At 71.1% G+C, this 20,928-nt stretch carries 20 protein-coding genes and 1 pseudogene; 3 read left to right on the top strand and 18 right to left on the bottom strand.

Annotated features, from left to right (window positions below; genetic code table 11):
• Nucleotides 1–238, top strand: a pseudogene (locus ACI3KY_RS17780) (RNA polymerase subunit sigma); the annotation flags it as partial.
• A gap of 70 nt (nt 239–308) precedes the next feature.
• Here the strand turns inward: ACI3KY_RS17780 and ACI3KY_RS17785 are convergent.
• Nucleotides 309–1,022 (bottom strand): TetR family transcriptional regulator, encoded by a 714-nt coding sequence (locus ACI3KY_RS17785; protein ID WP_404931471.1) that lies wholly within the window; start codon nt 1,020–1,022, stop codon nt 309–311.
• 136 nt (nt 1,023–1,158) lie between these two features.
• On the opposite strand from ACI3KY_RS17785, the gene ACI3KY_RS17790 reads away from it, so the two are divergent.
• Nucleotides 1,159–2,625 (top strand): MDR family MFS transporter, encoded by a 1,467-nt coding sequence (locus ACI3KY_RS17790; RefSeq protein WP_404931472.1) that lies wholly within the window; start codon nt 1,159–1,161, stop codon nt 2,623–2,625.
• A 68-nt stretch (nt 2,626–2,693) separates the two neighbouring features.
• Here the strand turns inward: ACI3KY_RS17790 and ACI3KY_RS17795 are convergent, their stop codons facing one another.
• Nucleotides 2,694–3,599, bottom strand: coding sequence for an NUDIX domain-containing protein (locus tag ACI3KY_RS17795; protein WP_404931473.1), 906 nt, complete (start codon nt 3,597–3,599; stop codon nt 2,694–2,696).
• A gap of 122 nt (nt 3,600–3,721) precedes the next feature.
• Between ACI3KY_RS17795 and ACI3KY_RS17800 the strand changes: the two genes are divergently transcribed.
• A complete protein-coding gene (locus ACI3KY_RS17800) occupies nt 3,722–4,147 on the top strand; it encodes a GNAT family N-acetyltransferase (protein ID WP_404931474.1) in 426 nt (141 codons plus the stop codon).
• 51 nt (nt 4,148–4,198) lie between these two features.
• On the opposite strand, the gene der is transcribed toward ACI3KY_RS17800, so the two are convergent.
• From der to ACI3KY_RS17880, 16 genes are all read right to left on the bottom strand, one after another.
• Complete coding sequence (der, locus tag ACI3KY_RS17805) at nt 4,199–5,752, bottom strand: ribosome biogenesis GTPase Der (RefSeq protein ID WP_404931475.1); 1,554 nt, start codon at nt 5,750–5,752, stop codon at nt 4,199–4,201.
• A 1-nt stretch (nt 5,753) separates the two neighbouring features.
• Complete coding sequence (gene cmk, locus ACI3KY_RS17810; RefSeq protein ID WP_404931476.1) at nt 5,754–6,512, bottom strand: (d)CMP kinase; 759 nt, start codon at nt 6,510–6,512, stop codon at nt 5,754–5,756.
• On the bottom strand, nt 6,505–7,647 hold the full coding sequence (locus ACI3KY_RS17815; RefSeq protein WP_404931477.1) for a prephenate dehydrogenase: 1,143 nt from the start codon (nt 7,645–7,647) through the stop codon (nt 6,505–6,507). Before ACI3KY_RS17815 ends, cmk begins: the two co-directional genes overlap by 8 nt.
• Before the next feature lie 34 nt (nt 7,648–7,681).
• Nucleotides 7,682–8,527, bottom strand: a complete 846-nt coding sequence (locus ACI3KY_RS17820) for a pseudouridine synthase (RefSeq protein WP_404931478.1) — start codon at nt 8,525–8,527, stop codon at nt 7,682–7,684.
• Entirely contained in the window at nt 8,524–9,183 is a 660-nt protein-coding gene (gene scpB / locus ACI3KY_RS17825) for an SMC-Scp complex subunit ScpB (protein ID WP_404931479.1), read from the bottom strand. The genes ACI3KY_RS17820 and scpB overlap by 4 nt, the downstream gene beginning before the upstream one ends.
• On the bottom strand, nt 9,173–9,934 hold the full coding sequence (locus tag ACI3KY_RS17830) for a segregation and condensation protein A (RefSeq protein WP_404931488.1): 762 nt from the start codon (nt 9,932–9,934) through the stop codon (nt 9,173–9,175). The genes scpB and ACI3KY_RS17830 overlap by 11 nt, the downstream gene beginning before the upstream one ends.
• Nucleotides 9,935–10,067: 133 nt before the next feature.
• On the bottom strand, nt 10,068–10,958 hold the full coding sequence (locus ACI3KY_RS17835; RefSeq protein ID WP_194415955.1) for a ParA family protein: 891 nt from the start codon (nt 10,956–10,958) through the stop codon (nt 10,068–10,070).
• Nucleotides 10,959–11,066: 108 nt separating this feature from the next.
• On the bottom strand, nt 11,067–12,017 hold the full coding sequence (xerD, locus tag ACI3KY_RS17840) for a site-specific tyrosine recombinase XerD (protein WP_404931480.1): 951 nt from the start codon (nt 12,015–12,017) through the stop codon (nt 11,067–11,069).
• A 17-nt stretch (nt 12,018–12,034) separates the two neighbouring features.
• Nucleotides 12,035–12,694: an NUDIX domain-containing protein gene (locus ACI3KY_RS17845; RefSeq protein ID WP_404931481.1), complete on the bottom strand. Its 660-nt coding sequence runs from the start codon at nt 12,692–12,694 to the stop codon at nt 12,035–12,037.
• On the bottom strand, nt 12,675–14,390 hold the full coding sequence (locus tag ACI3KY_RS17850) for a CTP synthase (protein ID WP_404931489.1): 1,716 nt from the start codon (nt 14,388–14,390) through the stop codon (nt 12,675–12,677). Before ACI3KY_RS17850 ends, ACI3KY_RS17845 begins: the two co-directional genes overlap by 20 nt.
• 79 nt (nt 14,391–14,469) lie before the next feature.
• Nucleotides 14,470–16,161 (bottom strand): DNA repair protein RecN, encoded by a 1,692-nt coding sequence (gene recN / locus ACI3KY_RS17855; RefSeq protein WP_404931482.1) that lies wholly within the window; start codon nt 16,159–16,161, stop codon nt 14,470–14,472.
• The gene (locus ACI3KY_RS17860) at nt 16,158–17,165 is read right to left on the bottom strand and encodes an NAD kinase (RefSeq protein ID WP_404931483.1); all 1,008 of its coding nucleotides are present in this window, start codon (nt 17,163–17,165) and stop codon (nt 16,158–16,160) included. The genes recN and ACI3KY_RS17860 overlap by 4 nt, the downstream gene beginning before the upstream one ends.
• The gene (locus ACI3KY_RS17865; protein ID WP_404931484.1) at nt 17,162–17,962 is read right to left on the bottom strand and encodes a TlyA family RNA methyltransferase; all 801 of its coding nucleotides are present in this window, start codon (nt 17,960–17,962) and stop codon (nt 17,162–17,164) included. The genes ACI3KY_RS17860 and ACI3KY_RS17865 overlap by 4 nt, the downstream gene beginning before the upstream one ends.
• Nucleotides 17,959–18,117 carry a hypothetical protein gene (locus tag ACI3KY_RS17870; protein ID WP_404931485.1) on the bottom strand — a complete coding sequence of 53 codons (159 nt, stop codon included), beginning with the start codon at nt 18,115–18,117 and terminating at the stop codon, nt 17,959–17,961. Before ACI3KY_RS17870 ends, ACI3KY_RS17865 begins: the two co-directional genes overlap by 4 nt.
• Nucleotides 18,118–18,185: 68 nt before the next feature.
• Nucleotides 18,186–19,223 (bottom strand): HAD-IIA family hydrolase, encoded by a 1,038-nt coding sequence (locus tag ACI3KY_RS17875; RefSeq protein WP_404931486.1) that lies wholly within the window; start codon nt 19,221–19,223, stop codon nt 18,186–18,188.
• On the bottom strand, nt 19,223–20,928 hold a 1,706-nt coding region (locus ACI3KY_RS17880), incomplete at its 5' end, for a hypothetical protein (RefSeq protein WP_404931487.1). The genes ACI3KY_RS17880 and ACI3KY_RS17875, both read right to left, overlap by 1 nt.

Consider the following 20,928-nt stretch of genomic DNA (forward strand, 5'->3'; position numbering starts at 1 on the left):
GTCCGAGACCCTCCACGGCGCGGCCGAGATCGCCGCCCGCGCCACACTCGCCGCCCGCCTGGCCGCGCACTCACAGCCGGTGCTCATCGACGGGCTGCCCGGCGTCGCCGTCGTGGAGCGCGGCCGGGTGGTCTCGCTCATGGCGTTCACGCTGGCCGAGGGACGCATCGCGCGCCTCGACGTGCTCGGCGACCTCGCCCGCATCGACGGGACGGGAGCGAGCGCCGCCGTGGCCTGACCCCGCGATGCGGGCGGGTGCTCGGCGCCCACCGGAGCCGCCACCACCTTCGGGGCCGGCTCCCCTGCATTCAGGCCGGGTCTTCTCCGAGCTGCACCGCGTATGCGGCGAGCCCGCGGCGCAGCTCGAGGTAGATGTCGCGGACGCGTGCCGGCGCGCCGGGCTCAGCACCGAGGCTCACCCCGGCCTCACCGGCGTGCTCGGTGCGGCGTGCCCATTCGTCGAACGCCAGCCGGGTGGTGGTGGCGATCGCTGCGACGAGCGCTCGGGCGGTCAGCACGTCGGTGTCCGCACCGGCGGCATCGATCGTCGCCGCGGTGAGCTGATCGGAGTGCTCGGCCTCGTTCGAGAGGGCGAGGGCCAGGAGGCTCGGCTCCGTGTGGATCAGTCGCCTCACCCGCAGCGTGCGCGCATGGTCTTCCGGTCGGGCGTCGAAGTCGGCGAACAAACGCAGCCAGCCGCCTTCGAGAGCGGCGACGACGGGTGTGCCCGCGCGGATCGCCGCGATCGTCTCACTCATGACCGTGCCGAAGCCCTCGTCGTCGACGAAGAGCGCGTGCTCCTTCGTCGGGTAGTACCGGAAGAACGTCCGTTGCGAGATCCCGGCGGCGTGGGCGATGTCGTCGACCGTGGTCGCGCCGACGCCCTTGCGCTCGAAGAGGGCGATGGCGGCGTCGGACACCTCGCGGAGCGTCTCGCGCCGCCGCCGTTCGCGCAGCCCCAGCGGCACATCCAATGGTCCAGCGGGCTCGTTCGGCGAGCCGGCGCGGGTCGAGGCATTCATGCCCAAATCGTACAGGACGCGACAAGTTGGCAGTCTCTGCCATATAGTGGAACCTTCGCCCTTTTCACGGCCCACCGCTGCGCCGTCACAGCCGTCGCCGTGCAGCCTGCCGTCGCGACCCGAAAGAAAGACCGTCGTGACCCTCGAGAAGCACCCGCCCACCCTCACTCCGATCCCCATCGCCTCGCCGGCGGCCACGCCCCGCACCGGCCCGGTGATCGCGCTGCTGGTCGCCTCGGCCTTCGTGGTGATCCTCAACGAGACGATCATGAGCGTCGCGCTGCCGAGCCTGATGGTGAGCCTGCAGATCACGGCCGCCACCGCCCAGTGGCTGACGACCGGCTACCTGCTGACCATGGCCATCGTCATTCCGCTCACCGGCTACCTGCTGCAGCGCTTCCCCCTCCGCCGCGTCTACTTCGCTGCGATGGGGCTGTTCGCGGTGGGCACGCTCATCGCCGCCCTCGCACCGGGCTTCGAGATGCTCTTGGCCGGCCGCATCGTCCAGGCCTCCGGCACCGCGATCATGATGCCGCTGCTGTTCACCACCGTGCTCACGGTCGTCGCTCCCGCACACCGCGGCCGCATGATGGGCGTCATCTCGATCGTCATCGCCGTCGCGCCGGCGATCGGCCCCACGGTGTCGGGCATCATCCTGTCGGTGCTGGACTGGCGGTGGGTGTTCTGGCTCGTCCTGCCGATCGCCGTGGTGGCGCTCATCCTGGGCGCGATCTGGGTTCGCAACATCACCGAGACGCATCGCGTGCGTTTCGACGCCCTCTCCGTCGTGCTCTCCGCGTTCGGCTTCGGCGGTCTCATCTTCGGTCTCAGCTCGATCGGCGAGGCGGCGACCGGAGACGCGCCCGTACCGGTGTGGATCCCGCTCGCCATCGGCGTCCTCGCCCTGGCGGCGTTCGTGCGGCGCCAGCTGCGGCTGCAGCGCACGGACTCCGCCCTGCTCGACCTGCGCACGTTCCGGTCCCGCTCGTTCAGCCTGGCGATCGTGCTGGTGGCGATCGTGATGGCCGCACTGTTCGGATCCCTCGTGCTCCTGCCGATGTACCTGCAGCAGGTGCTCGGCCTCGACACCCTGACGGTCGGACTCATGCTGCTGCCCGGCGGCATCCTGATGGGTGTCATCGCGCCGATCGTGGGCTCGCTGTTCGACCGCTACGGACCCACACCGCTCGTCATCCCGGGCATGGCCGTCGCCGCGGCAGCACTGTGGGGCATGACGACCTTCGACGCCGGGACCCCGATCTGGTGGATCGTCGTCGTGCAGATGGGTCTCAATCTGGGCCTCGGTTTCGTCTTCACGCCGCTGCTGACCTCCGCGCTCGGATCGCTGCCGAAGCCGCTGTACCCTCACGGCAGCGCGATCGTCTCGACGATCCAGCAGGTCGCGGGCGCGGCCGGCACCGCACTCTTCGTGACCCTGATGTCGGTGACGGCAGCCGAACAGCTGCAGCAGGGAACGGATGCCGCGGCCGCGACGGCCGCGGGCATCCACAGCGCCTTCGTGGTCGGCGCCATCGTCGCCTCGGTCGCCGTGGTGCTCTCGTGCTTCGTCCGCAAACCGGCCGAGCCCGAACCCGCACACTAGACGGGTGCGGCCGGCGGTCTGAGGACCGCCGGCCCGGTCGCGCGGGCAACCGGTGCCGCGGCGTCGCCTCAGCCCAGCAGGTCGAGCAGCCAGCGTGCACCGCGGACGGCGGCGCCGGCATTCCTCGCCCGCTCAGCCAGACCGCGATCGCTCGTGACGACCGTCACGCTCCGCCCGGCGGCGACAGCGCGCTGAGCGGTGGCGGCGATCGCGTCGTCACCCGAGGCCTCGGCCGGCACCACATCGACGCCCACGGCACCCGCCGCGGCGACGGAGCGCGCCTGCCCCTCGACGACCGCCGTCCATTCCGGGTACCAGGTGTGCTCGGGCAGTTCGAGTACCGAGGCCGGCACCCCGCGGGCAGCGAGGTCGACGATCCGCGCGACGAGCCGCGACGCGGCCCCGGCGCGGTCGTTCCACCAGCCGTCGGGGACCGACCCCATGACGTTCGCGACGTCCACGATCACGGCGGGCCGCACGTCGAGCAGGCTCCGCAGTCCCTGCCACGATGCCGCGAAACCCGGATGCAGCGGGTACCCCGTCACGTCCGCGACCGGCACCCACGCCAGCTCCCGGCTCTCCGGGTCGCTGATGATGGGCTCGAACGCCCGGACCACATCGCCGACGACGGTGGTGTAGCTCCAGTAGCCCAGGTCGAAGACGCTCAGCACGCGCGGCCGCACCGCGGCGTCGGGCACACCCGCCTCCTCGGCGGCTTCGCGCAGGGCGCCGTCGCAGGCGGACTCCCCCTCGTGACGCGCGCCGCCCGGCAGCGCCCAGGTGTCGCCGAAGTGGCTCCACGAGACGCGGTGCTGCAGCAGCACACCACGCTCGGCGTCGAGGGCGAGCAGTCCGGCGGCGCCGAAGCGTCCCCAGTAGCGTTCTCCCGTCGGCGCGACCACCCAGGCGTCGCCCGGATTGCGCGGCCCGTGCGGGCGCCGCGGCTCGCCCGGCGCGAGAGGCTCGATCGTCACTGTGCCCGCCCTTCCTTCCCTGCCAGCCTGTCACACCGCCGGGCCACCGGCCGGAGACCGGACCGGCCCCTGTCACGCGACGACTCACCGGGCTCGCGCACAGAGTCACCAGAATGGACGCCATGGACTACGACCTCGACGACGACCCGGCCCGCATCCAGCACGAGGTGGTGTGGGCATGGCTGTCGACGGATGCCTATTGGGGACGCTGGCGCACACGCTCCGACGTCGAGACGCAGATCGGCAACGCCTGGCGCGTCGTCGGGGCCTACCGGCGCGACACCGGCGAGCAGGTCGGCTTCGCCCGCGCGGTGTCGGATGGTGTGGCCTTCGCCTACCTCGCGGACGTGTTCGTCCTCGACGCCCATCGCGGCCACGGGCTCGGCAAGCGGCTGCTGCAGCTCATGATCGACGACGGCCCCGGGCGCGACCTGCGGTGGACCCTCTTCACCGGCGACGCGCACGGCCTCTACCGGCAGTTCGGCTTCGCCGAGCCGGACGAGACCGCGATGGTGCGACCGGCCTTCGCGCACCGAGCCGGCGGGTAGAGGGATGCCTCGGCCCGAGGCATCCTCCCCCACCGTCGATGCAGGAGCGGATCAGCGCTGGCGGCGCTCCCGCACCCGCATGTTGATGACGATCGGCGTGCCCTCGAAGCCGTACAGCTCGCGCAGGCGGCGCTGGATGAAGCGACGGTAGCCGGGGTCGAGGAAGCCGGTGGTGAACAGCACGAAGGTCGGCGGGCGCGTGGACGCCTGGGTACCGAACAGGATGCGCGGCTGCTTGCCGCCGCGCAGCGGGTGCGGGTGCTCGGCGATCAGCTCGGAGAGGAACGCGTTGAACTTGCCCGTCGGGATGCGCTGATCCCACGACTCGAGCGCCGTCTCGAGCGCCGGCACGAGCTTGTCGAGGTGACGCCCGGTGCGCGCCGAAATGTTGACGCGGGGCGCCCACGCGACGTGCGCCAGGTCCTGCTCGATCTCGCGCTCCAGGTACCGGCGGCGGTCCTGCCCGTCCAGGTCGTCGTCGTTGAGGCGGTCCCACTTGTTGAACGCCAGAATGAGCGCGCGACCCGACTCGAGCACGAGGTCGATGATGCGCACGTCCTGCTCACTGAGCGACTGTGTGACGTCGAGCACGACGACGGCGACCTCCGCCTTCTCCAGCGCGGCCGACGTGCGCAGCGACGCGTAGAAGTCGGCGCCCTGCTGCAGGTGCACGCGGCGGCGGATGCCGGCGGTGTCGACGAAGCGCCACAGCTTGCCGCCGAGCTCGACGATCTCGTCCACAGGGTCGCGGGTGGTGCCGGCGAGTTCGTTCACGACGACGCGCTCCTCGCCGGCCGCCTTGTTGAGCAGCGACGACTTGCCGACGTTCGGGCGCCCGAGGATCGCCACGCGGCGCGGGCCGCCGATCTCGTGCTTGGCGACCGCCGACACGTCGGGGAGCACCTTGACGATCTCGTCGAGCAGGTCGGCGACGCCGCGGCCGTGGATCGCCGAGACGGGGTACGGCTCGCCGAGGCCGAGGTTCCACAGTGCCGCGGCCTCGGGCTCCTGCCGGGCGTCGTCGATCTTGTTGGCGACGAGGAAGACGGGCTTGCCGGCCTTGCGCAGCAGGCGCACGACGTGCTCGTCGGTGGAGGTGGCGCCGACCATGGCGTCGACGACGAACATGACGACGTCCGACAGGTCGATCGCGACCTCGGCCTGCAGGGCGACGGCGCGGTCGATGCCCTTGGCATCCGGCTCCCAGCCGCCGGTGTCGACGATGGTGAACCGGCGGTCCATCCACTCGGCCTTGTAGGTGACGCGGTCGCGCGTGACGCCCGGGGTGTCCTCCACGACGGCCTCGCGGCGGCCGAGGATGCGGTTCACCAGGGCGGACTTGCCGACGTTCGGCCGGCCGACGATCGCCACGACGGGAAGGGCCGGCAGGAACTCGATGCCGTCCTCGCCGCGCACGAGGCCCTCGAGCAGCTCGGCATCCTCCTCGTCGAGGTCGTAGTCCTCGAGGCCGGCACGAAGGGCGGCCGCACGCTGATCCGCGAGGTTGTCGTCGAGCGCGGCGAGGTTCTCGGCGAGCTGGTCGCCGGCGGTGTCTTCGAACTCGTCGAAATCGCCGGCGTTGTCGGTGGAATTGTCAGCGGCCATCTCAGGCTCCTGTCTGCTGTGGGTCGACCGCGCGTGCGCCCTGGATCATCGGGGCGGACTGCGCCGCCCGGATCACACGGAGCACGGCGTCCACGGTCTGGTCGAAATCAAGGTGGGTCGAGTCGACGACCTCGACGCCGGGAGCGGCGGTGAGGAAGTCGACGACGGCCGAGTCGGAGGCGTCGCGCTGGTGGAGTGCCGCGGCGACGGCCGCGGCATCCTGCGTCGTCACCTCGGCGCTGCGACGGGCCGCGCGCACCTCAGGTGCCGCGGTGAGGAGGATGCGCACCGGGGCATCGGGGGCGACGACGGTCGTGATGTCACGGCCCTCGACGATCACACCGGGGCGGCCGGAGCCGGCCACGAGACCGCGGAACAGCCGGTTCACCGATTCGCGCACGGCCGGAACGCGCGCGACGCCGCTGACGGCGTCCGAGACGCGCGGCTCGCGGATCGCGTCGGTCACGTCGGCTGCCCCGACCCGCACCCAGTACGCATCGGGATCGAGCGAGATCGCATACTCGAAGTCGCCGGCGACGTCCAGAACGGATGCCGCGTCGGACGTGTCGATGCCGTGCTCGAGGGCGTGCCAGGCCAGCGCCCGGTACGCCGCGCCGGTGTCGAGGTAGCCGTAGCCGAGTCGGCGGGCGACCTGCTTCGAGACGCTCGACTTGCCGCTGCCCGCAGGCCCGTCGATGGCGACGACGAACACCGCATCGGCGGCCGCGGCGGCCGCGGGGGTGGTCGAGGGGTCAGTCATTGGTGCTGCTCGCAATCTTCCAGCCGCGCGACTCGAGACCGTCGACGGCCCGGCGCACCGCGCTCGGGACGACGCTGATCTCGGCGAGGCCGAACTGGGCGCCCGGCGAATGCTCGAGCCGGAGGTCTTCCACGTTGACGTCGAGTTCGCCGAGCTCGCCGAAGAGGCGGCCCAGCTGCCCGGGGGTGTCATCGACCATGACGACCACCTGCTCGAAGCGGCGGTTCTGGCCGTGCTTGCCGGGCAGGCGCTCGACGCCGTCGTTGCCGCGGCGGATCGTGTCGGCGACCGCGCGCCGCGAGCCGGGAGCGTCGGGCGCGCGCAGTGCATCGGCGACGGCGGTCAGGTCGGAGGCCAGCAGGTCGAGCACGTCCACGACCGGTGCGGCGTTCGCGCCGAGGATCTGCACCCACAGTTCGGGAGCGGATGCCGCGATGCGCGTCGTGTCGCGCACGCCCTGGCCGGCGAGGCGCAGCGACCCGTCGGGCGCGTCGACGAAGCGGCCGGCCAGAAGGCTCGCCACCAGCTGGGGTACGTGCGAGACGAGTGCGACGGCACGGTCGTGGTCTTCGGGAGTCATCTCCAGCGGCGTCGCACCGAGGTCGAGCGCCAGGCCCTCGACGAGCGCGAGGTCGGCGGACGGGGTCTCCTCGTCGCGGCAGACGACCCACGGCCGCCCGACGAAGATGTCGGCGCGCGCCGAGATCGCTCCCCCGCGCTCGCGTCCCGCCAGCGGGTGAGAGCCGATGTAGTGGGTGAGGTCGACACCACGCTCGCGCAGGGCGCGGAGCGGCTCGAGCTTGACGCTCGCGACATCCGTCACGACCGCGCGCGGAAAGCGGGCGAGCTCGCGCTGGATGACGTCGGCGGTCACGTCCGGCGGCACGGCGACGACGACCAGTGTCGGGTCGTCGGACTCCGCGGCCTGGCGGCCGGCGCCGTAGTCCACGGCGAGGCGCAGCTGCGACGGCGACGTGTCGTCGAGGGCGACATCGACACCCCGTGCGGTCAGGGCATGACCGATGCTGGCGCCGAGGAGACCTGCGCCGACGATCCGCACCGTGCCCTGCACGCGCGGGGCGAGCGCAGCCTCACCGGCGCGCTCGCGCGCCGAGGTCGGCCTCGTGTCGGTCACTTGCGTCTCCTGTTCGCCCCACAGAGAGGCATCTTCACTCCGCAGACGGATCGCCATCGCGGGTATCGGGCGCGTCCTCCGCCGGCGTGGAAGAAGTCGCACTGCGCGCGAGAGTCAGCAGAGCGCCCCGCTCCACTTTAGTCAACTCGCGGGCGCGCCCGGCTGGCAGGGTTCCCAGGTGGAGCGGCCCGAACTGCCGGCGCACGAGTTCGACGACCGGATGCCCGACCGCCGCCATCATGCGGCGCACGATGCGGTTGCGCCCCGAGTGGAGGGTGAGCTCGACGAGCGACTCCTCACGTCCGGTCGCTGAGCCTGTCGAAGCGGACAGCAGCCGGGCCTTGTCGGCCGCGATCGGGCCGTCCTCGAGGTCGACGCCGCGCACCAGCTTCTGGATGGTCTGCGGCGTGACGCGGCCATCAACCTTGGCGATGTAGACCTTGGTCACGCCGAACGACGGATGAGCGAGCACATGCGCGAGCTCGCCGTCATTGGTGAGCACGAGCAGGCCGCTGGTCTCGGCATCCAATCGCCCCACGTTGTAGAGCCGCTCGTCCCAGTCCTTCGTGAACCGACGCAGGTCGGGCCGGCCCCGGTCGTCCTTCATCGAGCTCACGACGCCGGTCGGCTTGTTGAGCATGACGTAGCGCTTGGACTGGTCGAGTTGCACGGCGGTGCCGTCGACGTCGACGAGGTCGTTCTCCGGATCGATGCGCGAGCCGAGCTCCGTCACGACCTCGCCGTTGACGCGGACGCGGCCGGCCACGATGAGATCCTCCGCCACCCGGCGCGACGCGACCCCGGCGTTCGCGAGCACCTTCTGCAGGCGCACGCCGTCGGTGGATTGCGCGCCCCATCCCTGTGGTGCTCCGTCGTTCATCGCCGTATCCCTTCGTCCATGGTGCCGCCGGCTTCGTCCGCCCTCGACACCTCGTCCGCCCTCGACACCTCGTCCACGCCGTCCAGCAGCGGCGAGATGTGGGGCAGCTCGTCCAGTGAGTTGATGCCGAGGTGCACGAGCAGCGCGTCGGTCGTGCCGTAGTTGATCGCGCCGGTCTCCGCGTCTGCGAACAGCTCGGTGACGAGGCCGCGTGCGAGCAGCGTGCGCACGACGGAATCCACATTCACCGCGCGGATCGACGCCACCTGACTGCGCGTCACCGGCTGCTTGTAGGCGATGACCGCCAGCGTCTCGAGCGCCGCCTGCGACAGTCGCGACGGCGCCTGTCCGCCGACGAACTCGCTGACGAGGTCGTCGAGCTCCTCACGGACGTACAGGCGCCAGCCGCCGCCGACCTCGCGCAGCTCGAAGCCGCGCACCGGGCCGCCGGACTTGCCGTCGTAATCGTCGACGAGCGTCTCGATCGCCTGCCGCACCGCCGGCACGGGCGCGCCGACGGCGGCCGCCAGGCTCACCAGGCTCTGCGGCTCCTCGACGATCAGCAGGATCGCCTCGAGCCGCCGCGCGACATCCGTGGTGGTCACAGCGGGGTGGGCACCCGCGGTAGCTGAAGTGGTCGAAGCATCATCGGTCATAGTCGGCCCCCAACGTGGCGAGGTTCTCGTCGCTCCAGCGCTGCGCGCTCCAGCGGAGGGTCAATTCGCCGAGCGGCTCGAGCTGCTCGAACGACAGGGCGGCGTGGCGATACAGCTCGAGCACCGAGAGGAAGCGCGCGACAACGACACCCGGTTGCCCGACCCCCGCGATCAGCTCGCGGAACGTCAGGGATCCGGCATCCCGCAGCAGCGTCACCACGATCGCGGCCTGCTCGCGGATGCTGATCAGCGGCGCGTGCAGATGATCGAATCCGATCCGGGGAATCTCCTTGGGCGTCATCGCGAGCAGCGCGAGAGCGGCGAAATCGTCGGGGCTCAGCGACCACACGAGCTCGGGCACGGCCTGCCGATACTTCTCGTCGAGGCGCACCGACCGCGTGTGCCGCACGCTCTCGCGGCGCAGGCACCGCTCGAACCACGTGGACACCTCTTTGAACGCGCGGTACTGCAGCAGCCGCGCGAAGAGCAGGTCGCGCGCCTCCAGCAGCGCGACGGACTCGGCGTCGACGAGCTCGCCCTGAGGCAGCAGGCCGGCCACCTTCATGTCGAGCAGCGTCGCGGCGACGACGAGGAACTCGGATGCCTCGTCCAGATCTTCGTCGGGACCCAGCTCGCGCAGATACGCGATGAACTCGTTGGTCACGAGCGACAGTGAGACCTCGGTGATGTCCAGCTCGTGCTTGGAGATGAGGGTCAGCAGCAGGTCGAACGGACCGTCGAAGTTCGCCAGGGCGACGCGGAACCCCGGCTCCGTGGGAGATCCCGCGCCGGTCGCAAAGTCCTCGCCGGTCGCAGAGCCCGCAACCGCCGCAGAGCCCGTAACCGCCGCAGAGGCCGGAACGGTCCCTGAGCTTGTCGAAGGGTCAGGCGACAGCGCCACGGGCGACCAGCTCCCGTGCCAGCCGCAGGTAGGCCTGCGCGGCAGCGTGCTCCGGCGCGAATTCGGTGATCGGCATGCCCGAGACGGAGGCATCCGGGAACTTGACGGTGCGGCCGATGACCGTCTCGAGGACGTCGTCGCCGAACGCGTCCACCACGCGCTCGAGCACCTCACGCGAGTGCAGGGTGCGCGCGTCGTACATCGTCGCGAGCACCCCGTCGAGCGTGATCGTCGGGTTCAGACGGTCGCGCACCTTGTCGATCGTCTCGATCAGCATCGCGACACCGCGCAGGGCGAAGAACTCGCACTCGAGCGGGATGACCACGCCATGACTGGCGGTGAGGGCGTTGACGGTCAGCAGACCCAGGGAGGGCTGGCAGTCGATGAGCACGACGTCGTAGTCGGCGGACACCTTGCGCAGCGCACGGGAGAGCGTCTGCTCGCGGGCGACCTCGTTGACGAGGTGCACTTCGGCGGCCGACAGGTCGATGTTCGCCGGGATGACGTCGAGGTTCGGGACGCGCGAGTGGACCACGACCTCGTGGGGGTCGCGCTTGCTGTCCAGCAACAGGTCGTAGATCGTCGGGATCTCATGCGTCTGGATGCCGAGGCCCGCCGACAGCGCGCCCTGCGGGTCGAAGTCGACCGCGAGCACCTTGCGGCCATAGCCCGCGAGCGCGGCGGCGAGGTTGATGGTGGTGGTCGTCTTGCCGACGCCGCCCTTCTGGTTGCAGAGGGCGATGATGCGAGCAGGGCCGTGACCGTCGAGCTTCGGTGGAGTGGGGAAGCCGTGGTACGGACGACCGGTCGGCCCGATGGGAACCTCGGACTCCGAGGCCTTCCCCGATCTGGTCTTCGCCGTGCTGTCAGCCACCGTGCTCCCGCTTCCTCGTGCTCGCTCGATCCTAGTGGGCCGTCCGCGAAATCCTTCAGCAAAGCGCCGCGTCACCGGGGATGAGCGCTCTCTTCCCCGGGTCGACGGTTACCGTGCGCGGGGGTGCGACGTCGCGTACACGTCCCGCAGCGCGTCCACCGACACGTAGGTGTAGATCTGCGTGGTCGCCACCGAGGCATGCCCGAGCAGCTCCTGCACGACGCGCACGTCCGCGCCGCCCTGCAGCAGATGAGTGGCGAACGAGTGACGCAGGGTGTGCGGCGACACGTGCGCGGTGAGGTGGGCGCGCTCCGCCGCGGACTGGATGATCAGCCACGCGCTCTGGCGCGACAGCGGTGCCCCCCGCGCGCCGAGGAACAGCTTGGGGGTCGCACGGCCCCGCAACGAGAGCTCCGGACGGGCACGCGTGAGGTAGGCGTCGACGGCGGCGCGGGCGTATGAGCCGACCGGCACGATCCGCTCCTTCGATCCCTTGCCGCGCACACGCAGCACGTCGCCGTGCGACACGTCGTCGACGTCGAGCTGCACGATCTCCGACACCCGGGCGCCGGTCGCGTACAGCAGCTCGAGGAGCGCACGATCCCGCGTGCCGACCAGGTCACCCTGCGCCGCGGCAGCCGTGCCATCCGCATCGGCGTCGGTCGACGGCGCCGGGCCGGCGGCATCCAGCAGCTGCTCGACCTGCTCGATCGTGAGCGCCTTCGGCAGCCGCCGCGGCTGCTTCGGCGGACGCAGGTTCGACGACGGATCGGCCGGCTCGATGCCCTCCCGCGCGAGGAAGCGGTGCAGTCCCCGTACCGATGACTGCAGACGGGCGAGCGACGACGCAGCGATCGGGGGCCGCCCGGCGGCCCGGTCGGCGATGAAGCTGGCGAGGGTCACCGCGGTGACTTCGGCCGTGTCCTCGATGCCCTGCTCGCGCAGCCACCCTGCATAGCCGGAGAGATCGCGACGGTACGCGGCGACCGTGTTCTCAGACAGACCGCGCTCGATCGCGACGTGCCGCAGGTACGCGTCCACCGCACGGTCGACCTTCACCTCAGGCGACCTCCATCTCAGGTGACCGGCCCCTCCCCCGCACCGTCCGTCCGAAGACGCTCCGCCGCGGCCAGCACACCGACCGCAAGGATGCCGTTGCGCAGCCGGCCCGCGAAGATGCCGGCCACGGCGTCGGCGATCGGCACCCATTCGAGGCGGATGTCGGCCTCTTCGTCCTCCCGCGCATGCACGTCGTCCGCCGGCGTCAGACCTCGGGCGAGGAACAGGTGCACGATCTCGTCGTTTCCGCCCGGTGTGGTGAAGATGCTCACGAGCGGCTCCCACGAGGAGGCGACGAGGTCGACCTCCTCGGCCAGCTCGCGCTGGGCCGTCTCGAGCGGCGACTCCCCCTCGATGTCGAGCAGGCCCGCCGGGATCTCCCAGTCGCGGAGCCGGATCGGATGCCGGTACTGCTGGATCAGCAGCACCCTTCCGTCCTCGTCCACCGCGACGACGGCCGCGGCGCCGGGATGATCGACGTACTGGCGCACGATCTGCCCGTCGCCGTACGCGACGGTGTCGCTGCGGACGTCCCACACCCGTCCTTCGTAGACCAGCTCGCTGTCGACGATGGCTGCATCGACGGGCTCGTCCGCGAGCAGCGACGGCGTCGGCGCGGCCGGAGCGCCGGGCTGCGGCATCCGCTCGTCCGTCACGTCACCGCCCCGCGAGCTCATCGAACGGCTCCACCTCGAACAGCTCGCTCGCGCGGTGGCGCTCGAGCGCCGCGCCGACCAGCCCGCGGAACAGCGGGTTGGCGTCCGTGGGGCGCGAGCGCAGCTCGGGGTGCGCCTGGGTCGCGATGTAGTACGGGTGGACGTCACGCGGAAGCTCGACGTACTCGACGAGGTCGAGGTCGGGGTTGATACCCGAGAACACGAGCCCGGCCTCCGCGATCCGGTCGCGGTACCGGTTGTTCACCTCGTAGCGGTGGCGGTGGCGCTCCGAGGCGCGGGTGGAGCCGTACACCTCCGCGGCGATCGAGCCCTCCGCCAGCTCCGCCGGGTAGAGACCGAGCCGCATGGTGCCGCCGAGGTCGCCGTGATCGAGGATGTCGACCTGCTCCTCCATCGTCGCGATGACGGGGTGCTCGGTGTCGGGGTCGAATTCGCTCGAGGACGCGTCCGCGATGCCGGCGACGTGACGCGCGTACTCGATGACGATGCACTGCAGGCCCAGGCAGATACCGAGCGTCGGGATGCCCTGCTCGCGCGCGAACTTCAGCGCGCCGATCTTGCCTTCGATGCCGCGGATGCCGAAACCGCCGGGGATCACGATGCCGTCGAGCGGCGCCAGCGCCTTGGCCGCCCCCTCCGGCGTCTCGCACTCGTCGGACGGGATCCACCGGATGTTGACGTGCGTCTCCTGTGCGAACCCGCCCGCCTTCAGCGCCTCGGTCACCGAGAGGTAGGCGTCCGGCAGGTCGATGTACTTGCCGACCAGGCCGATCGTGACCTCGTGCTTGGGGTTGTGAACGGCGCTCAGCACGCGCTGCCAGCGCGACCAGTCGACGTCGGCCGCCTTGGACAGCCCGAGCGTGCGGACGATGTACTCGTCGAGACCCTGCTCGTTCAGCATCGAGGGGATGTCGTAGATGCTCGGCACGTCCACCGCGTTCACGACCGCGCCCTCGTCGACGTCGCACATCAGGGCGATCTTGCGCTTGTTGGACTCGGTGACCGGGCGGTCGCTGCGCAGCACGAGCGCGTCGGGCTGGATGCCGATGGAGCGCAGCGTCGCAACCGAGTGCTGCGTGGGCTTGGTCTTCTGCTCGCCCGACGCGCCCATGAACGGCACGAGCGACACGTGCACGAAGAAGACGTTGTTGCGGCCCAGCTCATGGCGGATCTGGCGGGCCGACTCGATGAAGGGCTGCGACTCGATGTCGCCGACCGTGCCGCCGATCTCGGTGATGATGACGTCAGGCTTCGGTGTCGCGTCGGCCTGCAGGCGCATGCGCCGCTTGATCTCATCGGTGATGTGCGGGATCACCTGCACCGTGTCGCCGAGGTACTCGCCGCGGCGCTCCTTGGCGATCACCTGCGAGTAGATCTGGCCCGTCGTGACGTTGGCGGCCTGGCTCAGCTCGATGTCGAGGAAGCGCTCGTAGTGGCCGATGTCCAGATCGGTCTCGGCGCCGTCGTCGGTCACGAACACCTCGCCGTGCTGGAACGGGTTCATCGTGCCCGGATCCACGTTCAGATAGGGATCGAGCTTCTGCATCACCACGTGCAGACCGCGCGCCGTGAGGAGGTTCCCGAGGCTCGCGGCGGTGAGGCCCTTCCCCAATGAGGAAACGACACCACCTGTCACGAAGATGTGCTTGGTGGTGTCGTTCGAAGTGTCGCCGCGGGAAGAACCAGAAGTCTGCATCACGGGCTTTTATCCTATCAGGCGGTTTTTTCGATGAGCTCCGCAGAAGCTGAGGACACGCGGAGGCGGGCGCCGAATCTCAGTCGGCTTCGGTGCGAAGGCCCAGCAGTTCGCGGGCGTGCGTGAGCGCGGCATCCGAATCGGGCATGCCCGACAGCAGGCGGGCCATCTCGGCTTCGCGGTCGGCCCCGTCCAGGCGACGGACATCGGATGCCGTCACAGAGCCGTCGTTCGCTTTCACGACGGTCAGATGGTTGGCGGCGAATGCTGCGACCTGAGCGAGGTGGGTGACCGCGATCACCTGCGAGGACTCCGACAGACGTGCGAGGCGCCGGCCGACCTCGATCGCCGCGGCGCCGCCGATCCCGGCGTCCACCTCGTCGAAGACGAACGTCGGCACCGGGTCCACGGCGGCGATCACCACCTCGATCGCGAGCATGACGCGGCTCAGCTCTCCGCCGCTGGCCCCGCGCGAGACGGCGCGCGGCTCCGCGCCCGGGTGCGGCGCGAGCAGGATCGCGACGTCGTCGCGGCCCGAGGCCGTCTCCGCGCCCAGAGTGACAGCCACCTCGAGGCGGGCATCCGGCATCGCCAGAGCATGCAGCTCGGTCGTCACGGCGGAGCCCAGCCGTGCGGCGGCCTCGGTCCTCGCCGCGGTGAGCACGGCGGCGGTCTCGTCGAGAGCGGCGGCCGCGGCACCCCGCTCCTCCGTGAGCCGCTCGATCCGGTCGGAGTCGTCGTCGAGCTCAGCCAGGCGCGACGAGCCGGTGTCGAGCAGGTCGATCGCGGCATCGAGGGTGCCGTGGGCGCGCACGAGCCCGGCCAGCACCGCGCGCCGCTCCTCGACGGCCGCGAGCTCATGCGGCCCCGACTCGTCGAGGTCGGCGAGATAGCCGGCGAGGGCTGCGGCAACGTCGGCGACGCGATAGCCGAGGTCGGCGAGCTGTCCGGCGAGCTCCTCGAGCACCGGATCGTGGACGCGTTCGAGCACACGGCGGGATTCGGCCAGGAGCGTGGCGGCGTCGGGCTCGTCGCCTTCGCCCGACAGGCCGTCGTGAGCGGTCGCAGCGGCGACCCGCAGCTCTTCGGCGTTCGCCAGCCGCTCCGCGCGGGCGGCGAGCTCGGCGTCCTCACCCGGTTGCGGGGCGGCCTGCTCGATCTCTGCCAGCTGTGCCCGCAGCTCTTCCGCCTCGCGGGCGCGGATGTCACGCGCGTCGGTGAGCTGCGACAGCTCGCGGTCGATCGCGCGCCAGTGCTCGAACGCGCGCCGGTACGCATCGCGCGCGGTGTGGACGGCCTCGCCGCCGAACCTGTCGAGCGCGTCGCGCTGGGCGGCCGCCGAGCGCAGACGCAGCTGGTCGGACTGGCCGTGCACCACCACGAGCTCGTCGGCGAGGTCGGCGAGCACCCCGGCCGGAGCGGTGCGCCCGCCGACGGAAGCCCGGCCGCGCCCCTCGCTCGAGATGGAGCGGCCGATGTAGAGCTCGGCGCGGCCGTCGCCGATCGGCTCGACGTCGCCGCCCGCCTCGCGCACGCGCGCGGCGACGGGCCCGTCCTCGGGCACGATCCACACGCCGTCCACGGTGGCCTGCGAAGCGCCGGCGCGGACGGCGCCGGAGTCGGCCCGCTGGCCGAGCAGCAGCCCCAGCCCTGTGACGACCATCGTCTTGCCCGCGCCGGTCTCCCCCGTGATCGCCGTGAAACCGGCGCCGATGGGCAGCGTCGCCTCGGCGATGACTCCGAGGTCGCGCAGGCGCATCTCCTCGATCACGGCGCCACCTCGGATGCGACGGGCAGCATGCCGGTGATCGCCGCGGGCCCACGCCAGCCTTCGACGGGCAGCCGGAACTTGCGCACGAGCCGATCCGTGAACTGCGCCGGATGCAGGCGCGCCAGGCGCACCGGGCGATCGGAGCGACGCACCACGACGCGTGCGCCGGGCGGCAGGTCGTGCGAGCGGCGGCCGTCGCACCACAGGATGCCGGTGCCGTTGGTGCGCTCGAGCACCTCGATCGCCACCGAGTGCTCCGGACCGACGACGAGCGGCTTGGCGAACAGCGCGTGCGCAGAGAGCGGCACCACGGCGATCGCCTCGACGGTCGGCCAGATGACCGGGCCGCCTGCGGAGAAGTTGTAGGCGGTCGACCCGGTGGGCGTCGACACGACCATGCCGTCGCAGCCGAACGTCGAGAGCGGTCGCCCGTCGATCTCGACCACGACCTCGAGCATCCGCTCGCGACTGGCCTTCTCGACCGTCGCCTCGTTGAGCGCCCACGTCTCGTAGATCACCGAGTCGGCGGTGTCCTTCACGCGCACCTGCAGCGCCATGCGCTCCTCGACCTCGTACTCCCGGGCGATGACGCGACGGACTGCCTCGTCCATGTCGTCGCGCTCGGTCTCGGCGAGGAAGCCGACGTGGCCCATGTTGATGCCCAGCACGGGCGCACGCCCGTCGCGCACCAGCTCCGCCGCGCGCAGGATGGTGCCGTCGCCGCCCAGCACGATCGCCAGCTCGACCTCGCCGACCGGCACATCGCGTCCGAGCAGCGCCACATCGCCGAGCGTGGAGCCCGCCGCCAGCAGTTCCTCCGCGTCGTCCGGCGCGAACACCGGACGTGCACCCGCCTCGCGCAGTGCGTCGACGACCCGCTCGGCAGCGGTCACCGTCTCGGCACGATGTGCGTGCGCGACCACCAGGATGCTGCGTTCGGACTGCGCCGGAGTCGGCGCATGCGCATGCGCCGGCGTGTCGTGCGGTGCGTCGGCGTTGTTCATCGGCTCCCCGCCAGTCGGTTCACAGTGCCTGACCATTCTGTCGGATTGCTTCCCCGCCCCGGCGCGAGGTGGGCGATGAACTCGGAATTGCCGTGCGTGCCCGCGATCGGGGAGGAGACGATGCCGCACGTGCCGAGCCCCGCGTCCCAGGCGGACCACAGCACCCGCGCCACCGCATCGGCGCGCAGCACGGGATTGGTCACGAGGCCGCCTTTGACCGCCGTGCGACCCACTTCGAACTGCGGCTTGATGAGAAGCACGAGATCCGCATCGGATGCCGCCACCGCCGTGGCGGCCGGCAGCACGTGGGCGAGCGAGATGAACGAGAGGTCGCCCGTGATGACGGACGGCGCGGCAGCCACGCCGCTCGCCTCGGCGAGCGAGTCGGGCGTCATGTAGCGGACGTTGAAGCCCTCGATCGCGACGACCCCGGAGTCGTCGGCCACGGATGCCGCGAGCTGCCCGTGGCCGACGTCCACTGCGATCACGGGCTCGGCGCCGCGCTCTCGGAGCACCTGCGTGAACCCGCCGGTGGAAGCCCCCATGTCGAGAGCCACACGGCCGCGGACGTCGACGTCGAAGGCGTCCAGTCCGGCGATGAGTTTGTGCGCTGCCCGGCTGACGTAGTGATCCGCGCCGGCCACCTCGATGAGGCTGTCGTCCCCCACCGGGGTCGAGGCCTTCACCACGGGGCGGCCGTCGACGCTCACGAGCCCGTCCGCGATCAGTGTCGCGGCGTGCGTGCGGGAGCGTGCCAGACCCCGGGCGGCGAGAGCCGCGTCCAGCCGGCTCGTCATGACGAGGAGCCGGGGGTCGCCTCGAGGCGGCGGGCGAGCGTGTCGTGCAGGGCGTCGTAGGCCTCGGCGCGCGTGGCCAGCGGCTGCGCCTCGATCACCTCGAGGGTAGACAGGAGGTCGCCGGTCTGGTCGTCACGCGGGCTGGCCTGATCCATTCCCCCAGAATACGGGGGCACCGCGACAGCCGACCGGATTCGACGCGGCCGGGATCAGCAGGCGAGCATCAGGGCCGGTGGAACGGGTCGGCGTACAGCCGCTCGGGCACGCGGAACCCGAAGATCGCACGCCCGCTCGACCAGATCACCGCGGCGCCTGCTCGCACGAGATCGATGGGTCGGTCGCCCTCGCTCAGGATGCGGATGTCGGCACCGTCGATCGCCACGCGCGCGTCGCGCACCGTCGCAACGCCGTCCTTGACCTGCACGTCAGGGTACGGCTCGTGCAGCTCGCGAAGGTCGCCGAGGATGTAGGTGGGACGCGAATCCTCGGGGGCGGCCAGCACGTGCTTGGGCCGGTCGACGCCCGTGAGCACGAGCGCGGATGGGATGCCGGCGCGGTTCGCGCCGAGGATGTCGGTGTCCAGGCGATCACCGAGGAAGAGCGGATGCGTCGCCCCGAACCGTGCGACAGCCTCCTGGAAGATGGGCGTCTCGGGCTTGCCGGCCACAGTCGCCAGCCGGCCGACCGCCGTGTGCACTGCCGAGACCAGGGTGCCGTTGCCCGGAGCGAGCCCGCGGGACTGCGGAATGGTCCAGTCGGTGTTGGTGGCGACCCAGGGGATGCCACCGTCCTCCTCGGGCGTGTGGAGGGCGAACGCCGCCTCGGCGAGCTGGGTCCATCCGACCTCGGGCGCGAACCCCTGTACGACGGCCGCCGGGGCGTCGTCGGCACTTCGCGTGACGACGAAGCCCGCCTTCTCGACCTCGACGACGAGCCCGTCGCCGCCGACGACGAGTACCGTCGAACCGGGTGCGATCCTCTCAGCGAGCAGCCGCATCGCGGCCTGCGGGCTGGTCACGACATCCCGCGGGGCGGTCTGCAGCCCAAGCTCGGTCAGGTGCGCCGCGACCGACGCGTCGGTGCGCGCCGCGTTGTTCGTGATGTAGGCGAGCGATCTGCCGTCCCGGGCGCGATTCAGGCTCTCGACCGCATACGGCAGCGCTCCGGCGCCGGCGTACACGACCCCGTCGAGATCGGCGAGCACCACATCGACCCCGTCGAGCGGGGCGGGCGTCGCCGCCCGCCTGCCGAAGAGCGCCATCAGCGCCCGGCCTCGTCGATCCCTGCGTCCGCCTCCGCATCCGCGCTTGCGTCCGCTTCGGGCTGCGGCTCATCGACGCCGGCCTCCTCGAGGATCTCGGCGACCTCATCGGCGACCGAGAACTCCTCCTGGAGGCTCAGCTCAGGCTCGGCTGCGGCGTCCACCACGTCCTCGGCGTCGGCGACGTCTTCAGCGTCGGCCACGTCTTCGGCGTCCGCGACGCCTTCAGCGTCTACCTCGTCCTCGGCGTCCGCGACGTCTTCGGCGTCCACCACATCCTCGGCGTCCGCGACGTCTTCGACGTCGGCTGAGTCATCCTCGTCCTCGGGATCATCGTGATCCTCGACCTCGTCGGAGAATTCGTCCTCGTCGTCCTCTTCGAGGACTTCCTCGACGAGCACCGTCTCGAGATCCCCGAGTCCGGATGCCGCGTCGATGGCGTCTCCGGCGACGATGGCGCGGCGCTGCCACTGGACGGCTTCCTCGGTGCGTCCAAGCTCCTCGAGGACGGCGGCTCGCGCGGCGAACAGTCCCGGGCTCCATTCGAAGGCGCGGTCGGGGTCGAGCTCGGGGATGTCGAGTTCCTGGAGAGCACGCTCCGGCTCGCCGAGATCGAGGCGCGCACCCGACATCGCGATGGCCAGCTCGACGCGGACGGGCGTGTCCAACGTGGCGCGGTCGACGGACCGACCGACCTCCAGAGCACGGTCGGAACGGCCGACGCCCCGCTCACTGTCGACCATGAGGGCGATCTGGTCGTCTCGACCCGAGATGCGCCGATAGGTGCGCAGCTCGCGCAGCGCGAGCGCGAAGTCGCCGATCGCATAGGCAGTGATCGCGAGCGTCTCCCGCACCACCGCGATGCGCCCCGCCCGACGTGACGCCGACAGCGCATGCTGGTGAGCCAGTGCGGGATCCTCGTCGATGAGCTCCGACGCCATCGCCAGGTGGCGCGCGACCTCGTCGGCGTTCTCCTTGCTCAGCGTCTTCAGCTCGTTCCGCGCGGCCGCCGGCAGGTCGCGCGCGGTGACCTCATCGGGGATGAAGGGATCATCGTGCCGCGGGCGGATCGCGCGGATCTCGCCCTCGCGCACCTCACGATCGGGACGGTTCGCCCCGCCACGCGTCGGGCGGGCGCTGCGCTCGTACGGCTTCCGGTCGCCATCGCGCGGCGCGTAGGAACGCTCACCGTCCCGGGGTGCGTAGCTGCGGTCGCCGTCACGCCTCTGGTAGGGCTTGCGGTCCCCGCCATCGCGAGGCGTGTAGGGACGGTCGCCTTCGCGCTTCTGGTACGGCTTCCGGTCGCCGCCTTCACGCGGGGTGTAGGGCTTGCGGTCACCGTCGCGCGGTGCGTAGGAACGGTCGCCGTCACGCTTCTGGTACGGCTTCCGATCGCCACCTTCACGCGGGGTGTAGGGCTTGCGGTCCCCGCCATCGCGCGGGGTGTAGGGCTTGCGGTCCCCGTCGCGAGGTGCATAGGAACGGTCGCCGTCACGCTTCTGGTACGGCTTCCGATCGCCACCTTCACGCGGGGTGTAGGGCTTGCGGTCCCCGCCATCGCGCGGGGTGTAGGGCTTACGGTCCCCGTCGCGAGGTGCATAGGAACGGTCGCCGTCACGCTTCTGGTACGGCTTCCGATCGCCACCTTCACGCGGGGTGTAGGGCTTGCGGTCCCCGCCATCGCGCGGGGTGTACGGCTTACGGT

The sequence above is a fragment of the Microbacterium sp. ZW T2_14 genome, from assembly GCF_044987405.1.
Lineage (GTDB): Bacteria > Actinomycetota > Actinomycetes > Actinomycetales > Microbacteriaceae > Microbacterium.

Coding starts and splice junctions, on each gene's coding strand:
- ACI3KY_RS17870 (WP_404931485.1), bottom strand. CDS start 18,117: ATGGATCAGGCCAGCCCGCGTGACGACCAGACCGGCGACCTCCTGTCT.
- ACI3KY_RS17845 (WP_404931481.1), bottom strand. CDS start 12,694: ATGAGCTCGCGGGGCGGTGACGTGACGGACGAGCGGATGCCGCAGCCC.
- ACI3KY_RS17850 (WP_404931489.1), bottom strand. CDS start 14,390: ATGCAGACTTCTGGTTCTTCCCGCGGCGACACTTCGAACGACACCACC.
- ACI3KY_RS17865 (WP_404931484.1), bottom strand. CDS start 17,962: ATGACGAGCCGGCTGGACGCGGCTCTCGCCGCCCGGGGTCTGGCACGC.
- ACI3KY_RS17820 (WP_404931478.1), bottom strand. CDS start 8,527: ATGAACGACGGAGCACCACAGGGATGGGGCGCGCAATCCACCGACGGC.
- cmk (WP_404931476.1), bottom strand. CDS start 6,512: ATGACTGACCCCTCGACCACCCCCGCGGCCGCCGCGGCCGCCGATGCG.
- ACI3KY_RS17875 (WP_404931486.1), bottom strand. CDS start 19,223: ATGGCGCTCTTCGGCAGGCGGGCGGCGACGCCCGCCCCGCTCGACGGG.
- ACI3KY_RS17860 (WP_404931483.1), bottom strand. CDS start 17,165: ATGAACAACGCCGACGCACCGCACGACACGCCGGCGCATGCGCATGCG.
- scpB (WP_404931479.1), bottom strand. CDS start 9,183: ATGACCGATGATGCTTCGACCACTTCAGCTACCGCGGGTGCCCACCCC.
- der (WP_404931475.1), bottom strand. CDS start 5,752: ATGGCCGCTGACAATTCCACCGACAACGCCGGCGATTTCGACGAGTTC.
- ACI3KY_RS17800 (WP_404931474.1), top strand. CDS start 3,722: ATGGACTACGACCTCGACGACGACCCGGCCCGCATCCAGCACGAGGTG.
- ACI3KY_RS17785 (WP_404931471.1), bottom strand. CDS start 1,022: ATGAATGCCTCGACCCGCGCCGGCTCGCCGAACGAGCCCGCTGGACCA.